At 48.6% G+C, this 13,120-nt stretch carries 11 protein-coding genes; 4 read left to right on the top strand and 7 right to left on the bottom strand.

Annotation, left to right across the window (positions count from 1 at the left end):
* Positions 1-630: 630 nt before the first annotated feature.
* Complete coding sequence (locus YC6258_RS27430; RefSeq protein ID WP_052830328.1) at positions 631-2,535, top strand: family 43 glycosylhydrolase; 1,905 nt, start codon at positions 631-633, stop codon at positions 2,533-2,535.
* Between the two features lie 134 nt (positions 2,536-2,669).
* On the opposite strand, the gene YC6258_RS15680 is transcribed toward YC6258_RS27430, so the two are convergent.
* The 7 genes from YC6258_RS15680 to YC6258_RS15710 form a co-directional block, all read right to left on the bottom strand.
* Positions 2,670-2,948: a hypothetical protein gene (locus tag YC6258_RS15680; RefSeq protein WP_144407670.1), complete on the bottom strand. Its 279-nt coding sequence runs from the start codon at positions 2,946-2,948 to the stop codon at positions 2,670-2,672.
* 223 nt (positions 2,949-3,171) lie between these two features.
* Entirely contained in the window at positions 3,172-3,396 is a 225-nt protein-coding gene (locus YC6258_RS15685; protein ID WP_044617811.1) for a DUF350 domain-containing protein, read from the bottom strand.
* Positions 3,396-3,983 (bottom strand): transglycosylase SLT domain-containing protein, encoded by a 588-nt coding sequence (locus YC6258_RS15690; protein ID WP_052830329.1) that lies wholly within the window; start codon positions 3,981-3,983, stop codon positions 3,396-3,398. Before YC6258_RS15690 ends, YC6258_RS15685 begins: the two co-directional genes overlap by 1 nt.
* Before the next feature lie 264 nt (positions 3,984-4,247).
* Entirely contained in the window at positions 4,248-4,814 is a 567-nt protein-coding gene (locus YC6258_RS15695) for a glutathione peroxidase (RefSeq protein WP_044617812.1), read from the bottom strand.
* 113 nt (positions 4,815-4,927) lie between these two features.
* Positions 4,928-5,665, bottom strand: coding sequence for an SDR family oxidoreductase (locus YC6258_RS15700; protein ID WP_044617813.1), 738 nt, complete (start codon positions 5,663-5,665; stop codon positions 4,928-4,930).
* 289 nt (positions 5,666-5,954) lie between these two features.
* Complete coding sequence (locus YC6258_RS15705; protein ID WP_044617814.1) at positions 5,955-7,001, bottom strand: LacI family transcriptional regulator; 1,047 nt, start codon at positions 6,999-7,001, stop codon at positions 5,955-5,957.
* A gap of 12 nt (positions 7,002-7,013) precedes the next feature.
* Positions 7,014-9,452, bottom strand: coding sequence for a glycoside hydrolase family 2 protein (locus tag YC6258_RS15710; protein ID WP_044617815.1), 2,439 nt, complete (start codon positions 9,450-9,452; stop codon positions 7,014-7,016).
* Between the two features lie 358 nt (positions 9,453-9,810).
* Here YC6258_RS15710 and YC6258_RS15715 point away from each other — a divergent pair, with 358 nt between their 5' ends.
* The 3 genes from YC6258_RS15715 to YC6258_RS15725 all read left to right on the top strand — a co-directional run bounded on the left by YC6258_RS15715 (position 9,811) and on the right by YC6258_RS15725 (position 12,953).
* Positions 9,811-11,073 (top strand): ABC transporter substrate-binding protein, encoded by a 1,263-nt coding sequence (locus YC6258_RS15715; RefSeq protein ID WP_044617816.1) that lies wholly within the window; start codon positions 9,811-9,813, stop codon positions 11,071-11,073.
* A gap of 90 nt (positions 11,074-11,163) precedes the next feature.
* Positions 11,164-12,078: a carbohydrate ABC transporter permease gene (locus YC6258_RS15720; protein ID WP_044617817.1), complete on the top strand. Its 915-nt coding sequence runs from the start codon at positions 11,164-11,166 to the stop codon at positions 12,076-12,078.
* Positions 12,075-12,953, top strand: coding sequence for a carbohydrate ABC transporter permease (locus YC6258_RS15725; RefSeq protein ID WP_044617818.1), 879 nt, complete (start codon positions 12,075-12,077; stop codon positions 12,951-12,953). Before YC6258_RS15720 ends, YC6258_RS15725 begins: the two co-directional genes overlap by 4 nt.
* Positions 12,954-13,120: the final 167 nt, after the last annotated feature.

A 13,120-nucleotide genomic window follows, 5' to 3' on the forward strand; every position in this document is an offset into this window, starting at 1 on the left:
TGAATGTGTCTGTGACAGGTATTTTTTGAAGAGGCAGCTCTGGGCGAATGATGGGAGAAACAGTTGGTTTTTTAACCAGAGGTTTGTTCTTTGGTTGGAATGGTCAACTAAATTCCTGGCAGGATAAAAAGAACGCTTTCGACTTTGAAGCTCAATCAGTTTATGTTCCCAAGCTAATGTTGCATGTGTCCCATGTTTGGTGCTGGTTTTTTGGATGATCTGTTTGTCCATATCTTTAGTGGCTTACATCCTGTTATTCCATCCCATCATCCTGCACTATTTTTTCGCCTGTTTTTAATAAGCAGGTCGAAAGAATTATATCTACGGTCATCAATCGAGATAACAAGATCGCACAACAATAATAAAAATCGCAATAAGTGGCTCAATCTTCAGGGGGCAGAATAGCTTTCTGATGAAACGTTAAACATGAGGCATTCACGGCAATACAAATAAGTTGCTGAGATACTCTGTACCCACAGGTCGGGACTAACGGTTCGTTTAACTGATCAGTTTTTAATTTAACAGTGAATTACCTGAAAACAACCTATTCCAGCAGTATTTTTGGAATGAGCTGCAAAATCGCTTTAATCCATTATTCCGTTAATCAACTGGATAAAGACAGGAAAAAACATGAAGCATATTAGACAAACAAAGCTATGGCAGTTAATCATAACCTGCGCCTTAACCGGGCTATTCTGTATGGCGCAGGCCACTACCTTTACTAACACGCTCAATACCCAAAATGGGGCTGACCCGTGGATGGCATATTACGACGGATATTACTATCTGGCGAGTACCACCTGGACCAGCAAAATCTATATGAAACGAGCCCAAACCATCGAGGGGTTGAAGACGGCAACGCCGGTTGAAATCTGGGATGGTGCAAAAGATGACCCGTCACGCTGCTGTAATATGTGGGCATTTGAATTCCGTTTACTGGATGGACCAAATGGTAAACGCTGGTACTTTCACTACACTGCAGGCGTTTCCGAAAACCTGGATGGTCAACGCATGTATGTATTGGAAAGTGCCGGTCAGGATCCGATGGGGCCTTACACCTATAAGGCCAAGTTAAAAGACTCAAACGACGCCTGGGCTATTGATGGCAGTTACATGTTGTTAAATGATCGTCTCTACTGGCTTTTTTCTGCCTGGGACGGTGCCTATCAGAAAATCTATATTGCTCCGATGAGTAACCCATGGACCATCAGCGGTGATCGTGTGCTGCTTAGTAAGCCGGAATACGATTGGGAAAAACAGGAAAACAATGTCAACGAAGGGCCAGTAGCACTGCAACACGATGGCAAAACCTTTATTACGTATTCAGCCAGCTTCTGTGATGGCCCAAACTACAAACTCGGTTTGCTGACATACAATGGTGGTGATCCGTTAAAAACCGGTTCATGGGACAAGAGTAGGGAACCAGTATTCCAGAGATCCAATGAAAATGGTGTTTACGGTCCTGGACATAACGGTTTTTTTACCTCGCCGGACGGCACTGAAAATTGGATTGTGTACCATGCCCAGTCTGACGTTAATAACGGTTGTGACAGCAACCGCACAACACGCATACAGAAATTCACATGGAATAAGGACGGTACACCAAACTTCGGCATTCCTTTGCCTGTGACCGCACAAATTCAAGTGCCTTCCGGCGAGCCCGGTGACAAAGGCTTTGTGGGTAGCCGCTTTGAGTCCTATAACTATCCTAACTATTTCGTCAGACATTATGACCTTCGCGGTAAAATGGAAGGGAACATCGCCCTGTTCGCCGATTCTCAATGGATCATGAAACCGGGCCTGGCTGATGCCAATGGTGTGTCGTTTGAGTCCGTCAACTTCCCTGGACGTTATCTGCGTCATGACGCCTTTGAATTGGTATTGTCTGAAGACGATAACTCCAAGCAGTTTACCAGTGAAGCCACGTTTTATCAGCGTGCAGGGTTAGCCGATGCGTCGCTGAGTTCATTTGAGTCCTATAATTTACCTGGCTACTTTATGCGCCATCAGGAGTTCCTGTTAAATCTGACCAAAATCAGCTCCACTACAGATCAAGCCGACGCAACCTTCCGAATTACTGGTGAGAATGCCAGTGGTATTTTAAAAGATGGTATTTACTACATCAAAAATAACAACAGTGGAAAATGTCTGCGTACATTGAATGGATCCAGTGCCAATGGTACGGGTATTGTGCAATACACCTGCGGCCAGAATAAATATGAACAGTGGCAGGTCACTTCAATTGGTCTGCGCCAATATCACATCACGCAAGTATCCAGCGGTAAGTTGGCGGACATTACCGGAGGGTCGACACAAACCGGTGCTACCAACATTATCTGGCCATACAATGGTGGTGAAAACCAGAAATGGCAGATTCTGGATCAGGGAGATGGTTACTATCATATCCATAATGTTCGCAGTGATCTGTTGCTGGATATCCAGGCCCGTTCATTGGAAGACAATGCTCAAAACATTCAATGGAGTGCCAATGGTGGTTTCAATCAGGACTGGGAGTTTATTCCGGTAGACGAGTAATATGATAATCAAGTAGATGATGACTCTGCTTTATCAACCTTTCTCTCGTACTCATTCAGATACGAGAGAAAACTTATCCGAAACATAGAAAACCTCACTTTTGACGTAGCTCTGTTCAGCAAATTTTTTATTTTTCACATTTTTGCCAATGAGATCAGCAGTGAGAATGTTGTCCAAACGAAGGTGACCGCTATACCGAGAACGCCCCATGTTTGTAATATCAGCAAGTCAAAAAAACGATCATAAATTATTTTCATTGTCGGTTTGAAACGTTTTAAGTACAGAAATTTGTCGCCCTCCGCCTGCAGGATTATCCCTGTAATGTCTTGGTTAAAAAGTAAACCAAATGCAACGGGTATCAAGAAAATAACCACCAGGAACAGTTTGATATTTGGTAGCACTACTTTTTCCATAACATCCACCTTGCTTTTGTGTATCACGATGGTGATCATGAAAATAAAGACTGATAAATGCCGTATCCCTGGCATCCAAAGGTGGTTTTCTATGTGATCAGGTCTGGCTGATTGCAGATAAAAGACAAAGGCGGCAAGCATTACTGGTACAAGCAGTACCAGCCAGGCCAGTGTTTTTGATCTTAGTGCTGTTCAGTGAGCAGGCTAAAAATATAAACAACCGTCAGTTCAAGCCCATGCCGATGACGAGTCCAACTGCAATTCCGACACCGATAATCATGGCGGCCACAACCGTGCCAACGGCTTGATTACCTTTTGCCAGCTCATCGTGGGTGTTGAAAGGTGTCAGTTTGTCGAACAGTTTGTATCCGGCTGCCATAAACAGCAGGGTTATACTACAGCCGACGATGGCGTAAACGAAATTGATGATGGCAATTGACCAATCCATTATTGAATGTCCTCTTTAATGGTAAAAATTTTTTCGACGTAATTTAGTGTTTCTTTGGAATGCGCACCTGTCACGGTGGGCAGGGCTTGATACATGGATTGCCAGATGAGTGGGTTCAGCCCGGCATCGATAGCTTTGCGTTGGGCTCTTAGCAGATTTTTACGACCAGCGTTGTAGGAGCCATACATAAATTTCAGGCGCTCTTCCAGCGTCCGCCCTTTTTTCCAGAATTCAAAATGCTGTTGGTTGTACCAGATGCCGGCAGCGATATTCCATTTTGGTTCTGTCGCCAGACCCTCGATAAACTGGTTTTTGGTTTTTATTTCTTCATAGGTTCTGGGCATGATCTGCATGATCCCCTGGGCACCTACATAGGATTTGGCTTCCGGATTGAGATTGCTCTCTGCGACTGCCTGAGCTTTAAAGTAATGCCAGTCAAAGGCCGGACCAAAAAAGCGCTTGGTGTATTTACGAAAGTAGTCATCGTAATCATTGTGGACTTTGTATTTGCTGTACGCACCGGCCTGAACCAGGGGTGCGGTTATCAGGCAGATGCATGTGGTTATCCATAACAAACAATGCTTCATCACTCTAAACAAACTTCCATCATATTTCAGGGAGGGCAAATGTACTGTCTGAATGGGGTGGTATCAAGGGAGCAATGCGGCAAATTTGCCTGTTGATGATTGAAAACAGGTGTTGTGGTGTTGGTTTTTTTAGGGCAGGGAGGAGCAGAAACCCAAAATGATGGCACGGTTCTCCATGCTTCGATCCAGGCAGCAGGTATTTTCAAATGTCTGATGATGACTGGGTTACCCGCGATTTTAGAGTCACCCAGTCTGGTGCGAGCTTCAGTTGTTTAACAGGCTGGTGATGTCTGCATCACTGGGAATGATTTTGCTCGGATTAGCGCTAACTACATGTCCATCGCGGCTGATCAGATATTTATAAAAATTCCATTCCGGTGCCTGACTCTGCCGCGCCACTTCTTTGAACAAAGGGTGAGCCTCATCTCCGGTCACTGGCACGGTCGAGAGCATGGTGAACGATACGCCGAAGTTTTTGTAGCAGATTTCGGCTGCTTTGCCCTCATCCTCATCTTCCTGATCAAAAGAATCTGACGACACGCCGATCACCACCAGGCCCTGATCTTTATATTTTTGATGTATGGCCTCCAGGTCTTCAAATTGCCCGGTAAACCCACAATGGCTTGCGGTATTCACCAGCATGACCGGATGACCAGCCGATACCTCGCATAAGTCCAGGATTTCTGAACTGTGCAGCTTTCGCATCTGCTGTTGAAAGATGGCCGGACACTGGTTGTTCTGACCGGGGCTTGCCACACCGCTGGCTGCCAGGACATATGTTGGAGCTGTCAGTACTGTGATAACGCTCAATATCCGCATAAGAATGTTCATTTTGGACTCCTCCGTATTAACAGCACCATCCTAGCGGATGTGTTGATCAATAAACATCCGCTGAAAGTTTGACTGTTTTACTGGGTTATGAGCGCTGATCCTAACACCGACGGTCAGATGATACCGCCATTGGCGCGAAGCACTTGCCCGTTTATCCAGCCGCTGTCCGGTCCGCACAGAAATGCCACGACGGATGCAATATCCTGGGGCGTGCCCAGCCGCTCAAGGGGGCTCATGTGCGCCATCCGCTCAATCAGTTCTGCCGATTTGCCCTCCATGAACAGATCAGTTGCCGTTGGGCCTGGTGCTACTGCATTAACGGTGATATCGCGGCCACGCATCTCCTTGGCCATAATGGCTGTCAGTGTTTCAACTGCCGCTTTGGTGGCGGCGTATACACCATAGTTTTCCAGTTTCAGACCCACTACCGAAGTGGATAGGTTGACGATGCGCCCTCCCTGACGCAGCCGGTTCGAAGCCTCTCTCAAGGTATGGATTGTCCCTTTGAGGTTTATGTCGATTTGTTGGTTGATATGTCGATTGTCCACTTCTGATAGCGGTGCGAGCGCCATGATGCCGGCATTATTGATCAGTACATCGACACCACCAAATGCTGTTTCTGCTGCGTCAAACATGCTGGTGACAGCGGCAGAATCTGCAACATCCGCCTGATGGATCATGGCCTGGCCACCAGAGGATTCTATTGCCTGTGCCACGCTCTGGGCAGCTTCGGCATTGCCGGCATAATTCACCACAACAGCAAACCCGTCTTGTGCCAGTTGCCTGGCGATGCCAGCACCAATTCCTCGTGATGCCCCGGTAACGATGGCTGTCTTTTTGAACTCAGACATAGTGACTCCTGTTTGTTGAAAAATGTGCGTTTGAAGGTAATCAGCACCATAACATTTCGTTGTTTTTGAATAATGAGAGATTTTCTGTGTTCAGAATTCGAAAAACCCAAACAATGGAAAACAGGGTTAACGTCTGTGGAAGTTTGTCAGTTCGTTGAAGGAGGTGAGGGGCGGTGGCGATTACCGGGAAATGATCGGGATACCGAACGGAGTCAGGATGAAATGGGCATAATGGAGTGTGCTCCATCAATACGGTCGCCAGCTGATGGATTTGCCGGCAACCGTCAACTCAGAGATCGATACGGTTGATAAACTCCGCCGTTTCAATCACCTGCAGCTGGGATATCGGAGTATTTTGCTCCAACTGGGCTAGCAGCAGCCGGCTAAGTTCACGTCCCACCTGGTGCAGGTCCTGATGAAAGCCGCAAATAGGGACACGAAAGTACTCTGGTAATGGGCTGGTTTCCATTGTGACGACATCGCATTCGATACCCACCTGGATACCGGCGTCGTGCAATCCCGCCATGATTCCCATGGCAGAGATCTCGGTCCCGCAAATGTACCCGTCAGGGCTCCATTCGCTGTTATTGAGTTGTTGCGACAGAGACCGATAGTCGACGGCATTGCTTTCGATAAATATCTGCCGATGCTCAGTGTAGGGTAAGCCGGATTCCTGGAGGGCGCGTTTAAAACCCGTCAGCCGGTGCCAGCTGTAGAGAAAATCCTTGGGTGGGGTCAACATCATCAAGCGCTTGCGTCCCCTTTGAATCATGAAACGGGCGGCCCGATAACTGAAGTCGGCGTTGTCGGTATCATAGAACGCATGTTGAATGGAGAGTTCGGTACGCCCGAATGTTACGAACGGAAAGTCTTCGGCATACAGATATTTCACTCGCTCATCCAGGCTGCGAGTGGTGTTCAGAATAATGCCATCGGCCAATCCATGCTCCACTACATATTTCACTGGTTCGAGTTCATCCTGCTCTGGCCGGTGAGGAATGATAGTCAGGTGATAGGGCGTATCCGTCAATGCGGCCGTCAAGCCCTCAATCAATGGCAGAGTTCCCACGTCACCAACAATCTCCCCTGGTTTCAGTACTGGCATAATCAGCGCGATCACATGAGTTTTCCCCGTTTTTAAGCCAAGGCCAGAGGTGTTGGGGCGGTACCCTAACTCCTGGGCGACTTTTTGAACCCGGGCAATAGTATCCGGTCTGACTTCATCGCCATTTTTGAGGGCACGGGATACCGTAGTGATCGATAGCCCTAAATGTTCTGCCAGGGTTTTGAGCGTGGTCCTTGGCCGACCCGGAAGAGTATTCTTTGATTGCTCCATAAAGATAACTGTCTACGATTGATAGCTTTGTACCAGATGGTTCAAGCCAGGGTTAATGGAAATGGGTAATTCGCCTTGCCAATAAAATCGTCTTGCAACCCCTGGCAGCAGTGTAACGCTGTTGTCATTCCAGTGACCATTACCGAGCGAGTCAAGGGTTACAAAATGTGCTGGTTTGTCTGTTGTCAGATCAACATAAATATTTTGTCCATCCTGTCCGACCTCTAACTGGACTTGAGCAGGTGGCAGGTCCAGACGTTTCCAGAGGTCAAAATAGGCAGTCGCTTCGCAATCGAATGATTGAGCCCCAACACGGGCAAATGCTGTTGCCCAGGCGAATTCGGAAGCCGGTTGATCGGACTCATAATCTGTCAGTACCAGGCTTGCACCGGCCGGGATTGTGAGTTCCAGCGTCTGTTGTTTAAGGGGTTTGCCGGCCAGGTCGAAGATTGACCATTTGCCTTTGAGCAGCGCCGGTTCCGTTAAGTCATTCACGGCCACCAATTTCTGGTGTCGACCCTGACCAATCCAGAAGATCTGCACCGATTGATAAAAACGGCGGGCATGATAATGCATCTGTTTCCAGCCACCACCGTATTCCAGGCTGCTCCAGGAGGCTACCGGCCAGTTATCGTTGAGCTGCCAGTAAAGCGTGCCCATGCAGTGTGGACGCAGGGTACGCCAGTATTCAATGGCGGTTTTCATCGCCACAGCCTGTTGTACCTGGCTCAAGTAGAGAAATTGCTCGAATCCCGTTGGAAAGCGAAAGTAACGGGTGAACATCTCGGTAATGATCGAGTTGCCGGCGGGATTTTTTTGATGAACTTCCATAACCGGGCTGGTCACGTTGTGGTCCTGTGGCAGGGTAAACTGTTTGACCAGCCCGAACGATGGGAAAGACTGGTAGCCGAATTCGGAACAGAAGCGGGGATTGACGTCATAGTAGGCCGAAAAGGGTTTGCCGGAGTGCCATACGTCCCAATAGTGCATGTCGCCCTTATTGTCGTCATGCCAGGCATCACCAAAATCAAGCTCGCCGTTACAGGGTGAGCTTGGCCAGAACAGCCGGCTGCTATCGGCACCCAACACGCTTTCTTCCAATACCCGGCTGAGCCGGTCATAGTTCACGAGGTATTTTTCGCGGTTATTCCGAGAAGTCTCATACCAGTTGATGGCACCGATGACCTCATTATCTCCACACCATAGCGCGATACAGCCATAGGCTTGCAGGCGGCGGATCTGCCAGTTGATCTCCGGACGGATGTCATCGATAAAATCCTTCGTGCTGGGATACAGTGAGCAGGAAAACATCAGGTCCTGCCAGACCAGTAACCCCAGTTCCTCGCAAGTCTGGTAAAAAGTATCGTGTTCATAAAAACCACCCCCCCAGACCCGAATCATATTCATGTTGGCAGCGGCTGCGGATTCCAGTAACTGTTGGTAGCGGGCGGGTGTCTGGCGTGCTGGGAAAGCGTCTGCAGGAATCCAGTTGGCCCCTTTGGCGAAAATTTCCACCCCGTTGACCACCACGCACATGCGACTTCCGGCGTCATCAGGACTCAGATCCCAGTGCAGCGAGCGCAGACCGATATGGCGGCACCAGTGTTGATCGTGCAGCCGGGCTTCAAGAGTGTAGAGGGGTTGTTCGCCATATCCGGATGGCCACCACAATCTGGGGTTATCGATCTCCAGTTCCACCGTGCCCTGGTGTTGTCCGGAGCTGAAAGTCATTGATCCTGGCAGGGCATCGGTGAGGCTGATTTCCATGGACTCCTCGCTATCAGCTGGTCCCCAGGTATCGACCGTGATGGTCAGGTGAACACGATCCGGTTCATGGTTCTGGGTCACCCGGACGCTATCGATCAGCCGCCCCTGATGAAAATACAGGACAGGAGCGACATAGACGCCCACTGACATCAGACAGATCCCCCAATCCCAGCCAGCATCGCACTGTGTTTTACGGACGGTGTTCATAAACGGAATCTGATTATTGGTCTCACTGTAAGGCACCGGAAACGGCAGGGCTTCAGCCCGTTTGCGGCCCAGCTCGGCATTGTCATGGAATGTGAGGGTCAGGCGGTTGTTGCCGACCTTGAGAACCTGGTGTACATCCAGATGAAAACGCCGGAAAAAATTGGCGATTTCTCCCACAGTCTGGCCGTTAATGGCCACTGTTGCATGGGTATCGACAAACTCCAGCCGTAGCGTTGCACAGCGGTTTTGCAAGTCGTGCTCGGTCACATCGAACTCGGTTTCAATCACCCAGTTACGTTGATGGACCCATTGCACACTGGCTTCGTTATCCCGGTAGAACGGATCGGGCAGTCGGCCGTGATCCATCAGTACCTGATGAATATCAACAGGTACATGGGCGTTGAAGATTTGGTCCGCCTGACCAGCTTCATAGACGCTCCAGGATTGATCAAATGTAATGTGTCTATGGGGGCCCATAGCTGACTCCTGCGGCTGAACGTTCTTAAAGGATAGTATGATACGCAGTCTTTGATAAAAATAGCAACGTTACGAATTTTTGCTAACTGGAATTACCTTTAAATAAAATACATTAACTTATAAAAATCAAAATTATTTAAATAAAAACAATAGTTTATAAGTTTTATTTAAAGTTGAATGTTGTTTTTGAAAAGCAAATTTTGTTTGACATTGTTTTTTTTGTAACGTTACGATCAAGCTAATAGGTCACGGTTTTTGACAGGGTTGCGGAGTATCGTTGGCGTTGACGAAGGCGGCTTTCTGGTGATGTACCGATGATGCATTGAGATCACCCAAAACAATAACAAGAGGATCACCTATGAATACCACCCATGCCGTTCTGGCAGGTTTGATGCTGGGTTCTTTGTCTGTTTTCCCGGCGCTGGCAGCTGAGCCAGGCTGGCAAATTTCCGACGTCAGCGGCAGCATTACGTTTTATACCGCCCGTACCGATTTGATTGAGCAGGGGCACTATGATCGTTGGGAAAAAGCATTTAAGGAAAAGTATCCCGCTGTCACCGATGTCGAAGTGATCGGTCTGACAGATTATCCGGGACAGATTCAGCCACGCATGCAAAGCAAAGATTTTGGTGATGTGGTCTTGATTCTGGATTCAATTCCACGTGACCAATACGGCTATTTTTTTGAACCGCTGAATGATCTTGGCCTGAAAGGAGAGATCTATTTTGAGGACTTTTGGTCTCTCAATGGCAAGGATTATGGCTACACCCAAGGCGTTTCGACCGAAGGTCTGGTTTATCACAAGCCCACGCTGAAAAAAGCCGGGATCAGTGTGCCACTGAAAACCCTGGATCAGTGGTATGACGCTGCCGCCAAACTCAAGCAGTCCGGCTCGGTGCCATTGGCCATAAACATGGGTGCCGGCTGGACCATGCAGCAATGGGACAAGTTGGCGGGTCTGATTGCCGGTGATTACGGTCACTTCAACGACATGCTTAAGATTCAGGCACCTTATGCCAAGGGTGAGCCAAACCGCAAGGCTATCGACGTGGTTAAAACCTTCTTTGACAATGGCTGGACAGAACCTGATTACGTATCCAACAACTGGGAGGAATCCAAGGGCAAGGTCGCCAGTGGCGAATATGCCATGTGGTTCCTGGGTAACTGGTCTATTCCGCAAATCGGTGGTTATAACGACAACTGGCGTGAGGAAATCGGATTCATGCCGATTCCGGTGGATAACTCCGGACAGCCGGTAGTACTGTTCGGGCATGATTGGGCTTATGGCGTGAGTGCTTTTTCGAACAACAAAACCACTGCCAAAGCCTGGGTTCGTTTTTTACTGGCCGAGATCGATTTTGCCGATGCCGGCGGCTTTATTCCAACCCTGAAAAAGCAACATTCCAGCATGCCGCAGTTGGCGGAAATCATGTCCTACCATCCCACTGTCATTGAAGTGAAGGCGGTCTCCTCCCAATTTACCGAGGTGGCCAATCGTGCCCGACTGGATATTTTTACCGGTACTTACATCCGCGACCTGTTGGCAGCCAAAGACTTTGAGGGCGAAATTAACCAGATAAACCGTCGCTGGGCCACCGCGTTAAGGCGAGTTATGCACTAATCGTTCTCCCATACCCGCCCATTCCCGTGGGCGGATTCTGTCAATCTGAAGACTGGCCGCCGGCCTGGTGGCTATTACCGGAGAATTATTATGGAGACAACTCTGTCATTAGCGGCCAGAGCAGAACGTAAAACCTTGAGCGATACTGCCCAACGGCGTCTGATCATCATACTGTTTCTGGTCGTGCCGCTGACCTTATTGCTGATATTTTCATTTTATCCGGCAGCCCGGCTGGTCTACCTGAGTCTGATGGATTGGGATGGCTTTTCGCCTGACATGGACTTCGCCGGACTGGCCAATTACATCGAGATTCTATATTGGGACCCTGATCTGCTGGCCCCCTTGTTAAACAGCATTTATTACTTTATCGGTTCGCTGCTGCAACTGGCGCTGGCCTTGTGGTTTGCCGTTGTTCTGAACCAGAAATTGCTGGGCCATAATTTTTTCAAGATTCTGTTGTTTCTGCCTTTTGTATTGAATCAGGTGGCATCGGCATTTGTATTTCGAGTGTTTTTTCAGGTAGATGGTGGTCTGGATTCATTTCTGGGAATGATTGGTCTGAGCCAATGGAGTCAACCCTGGCTGATGGACCGGGACGTAGTGCCCTGGTCACTGGTTGGCGCTTCGGTCTGGCGTTATTTAGGATTTAATCTGGTGGTGTTTTACGGTGCCCTGCAGTCCATTCCCACAAACCTCTATGAGGCTGCCACCATCGATGGGGCCAATGACTGGCAGCAGTTCCGCTTCATCACGTTGCCGGCCATCAAGTTGATGATCATGTTGCAGGCGCTGCTGGCTCTGGTTGGCTCTCTGGAAGTGTTCGAAATACCGTTGTTGATTACCGATGGTGCCAATGGCACCAAAACCTTTGTGATGGCGACCGTAGAGCAGGCTTTTGAATTTCAAAGCTTTGGCGTGGCCTCTGCCATGGCGGTGTTGTTGTTGGTAGTCGTGCTGGCGTTTCTGCTGGTCCAGAAAACCCTGAATCAGGAGAAAATGTTATGACTGGTCGTTTTCAAAGCCGAATCTCCAAATGGTTACAACGCCAGACACCATCGAGCCTGTTCTGGTGGCTGGTCAAATACGTCACGTTATTGTTCGCAGCGATGGCAGTGCTGGTGCCGCCCTATGCCGTGGTAGTCACTTCCTTTAAAACCAAAGAGGAATACCTGGCCACCGGAGCGATGGTGTCACCTCAGAACTGGTTTAATTTTGAGAATTACCTGACGGTTTTTCAGCAGGGACATTTGGGACTAGCCTTTCTAAACACCGTGATCATTCTGATTTCGACGCTGGTGATTGTGGTGGTGATGGGCACAATGGTGGCTTACATCGTATCCCGTTTTGAATTTCGCGGGCGTTCAGTGGTGCTGATGGCCTACATCGTGGCCATGGTAGTCCCTTATGTCACCACCCAGGTGGCCACCTTCGAAATCATCCGGGGGCTGGGGCTGATCAATAATAAACTGTCGCTGATTCTGCTGTATTCCGGTGTGGATGTCGTAACCATATATATCTATCTGCAATTTGCCCGCAATATTCCAAAGGAACTTGATGAAGCTGCCATCATGGAAGGAGCCGGTTATTTCACCATCTACCGTAAAGTCATTTTTCCGCTGTTGTGGCCAGCGACAGCGACGGTTGTGATTCTGAAATCCATCATGATCTACAACGACTTTTACCTGCCGTTTTTGTACTTGACCGATCAGGACCAGAAGACCGTTTCTACAGTGTTGTACGGTTTTACCAATCTGTTCGGTACCAACTATGCCGAAATTTCAGCTGGAATCGTATTGATCGTCATACCGTCGCTGATCCTGTTTTTTGTCATGCAGAAACAGATTTTTAATGGCGTGACCCATGGATCGGTAAAGGGATAGCGGTTAGGTACTAAGGCGACAAAATGATCCGGCTACGGTAATGCTGATCATCCCGACCGGTCAGTTCTGGCCGCTATGATGATCGTGCTTGTCGCGGGAAGTTCTATTGCGGTAGATAGTGTCTGGGCGGGATGGAACATCTCATACATCGGCACGACAGATTCATA

It is taken from the genome of Gynuella sunshinyii YC6258, assembly GCF_000940805.1.
Taxonomy (GTDB): domain Bacteria; phylum Pseudomonadota; class Gammaproteobacteria; order Pseudomonadales; family Natronospirillaceae; genus Gynuella; species Gynuella sunshinyii.

Bases quoted from the DNA above. Each gene is read 5' to 3' on its own strand.
- YC6258_RS15725 (WP_044617818.1), top strand. From the start codon at position 12,075: ATGACTGGTCGTTTTCAAAGCCGAATCTCCAAATGGTTACAACGCCAG.
- YC6258_RS15690 (WP_052830329.1), bottom strand. From the start codon at position 3,983: ATGAAGCATTGTTTGTTATGGATAACCACATGCATCTGCCTGATAACC.
- YC6258_RS15695 (WP_044617812.1), bottom strand. From the start codon at position 4,814: ATGAACATTCTTATGCGGATATTGAGCGTTATCACAGTACTGACAGCT.
- YC6258_RS15705 (WP_044617814.1), bottom strand. From the start codon at position 7,001: ATGGAGCAATCAAAGAATACTCTTCCGGGTCGGCCAAGGACCACGCTC.
- YC6258_RS15680 (WP_144407670.1), bottom strand. From the start codon at position 2,948: ATGGAAAAAGTAGTGCTACCAAATATCAAACTGTTCCTGGTGGTTATT.
- YC6258_RS15700 (WP_044617813.1), bottom strand. From the start codon at position 5,665: ATGTCTGAGTTCAAAAAGACAGCCATCGTTACCGGGGCATCACGAGGA.
- YC6258_RS15720 (WP_044617817.1), top strand. From the start codon at position 11,164: ATGGAGACAACTCTGTCATTAGCGGCCAGAGCAGAACGTAAAACCTTG.
- YC6258_RS15710 (WP_044617815.1), bottom strand. From the start codon at position 9,452: ATGGGCCCCCATAGACACATTACATTTGATCAATCCTGGAGCGTCTAT.
- YC6258_RS27430 (WP_052830328.1), top strand. From the start codon at position 631: ATGAAGCATATTAGACAAACAAAGCTATGGCAGTTAATCATAACCTGC.
- YC6258_RS15685 (WP_044617811.1), bottom strand. From the start codon at position 3,396: ATGGATTGGTCAATTGCCATCATCAATTTCGTTTACGCCATCGTCGGC.
- YC6258_RS15715 (WP_044617816.1), top strand. From the start codon at position 9,811: ATGAATACCACCCATGCCGTTCTGGCAGGTTTGATGCTGGGTTCTTTG.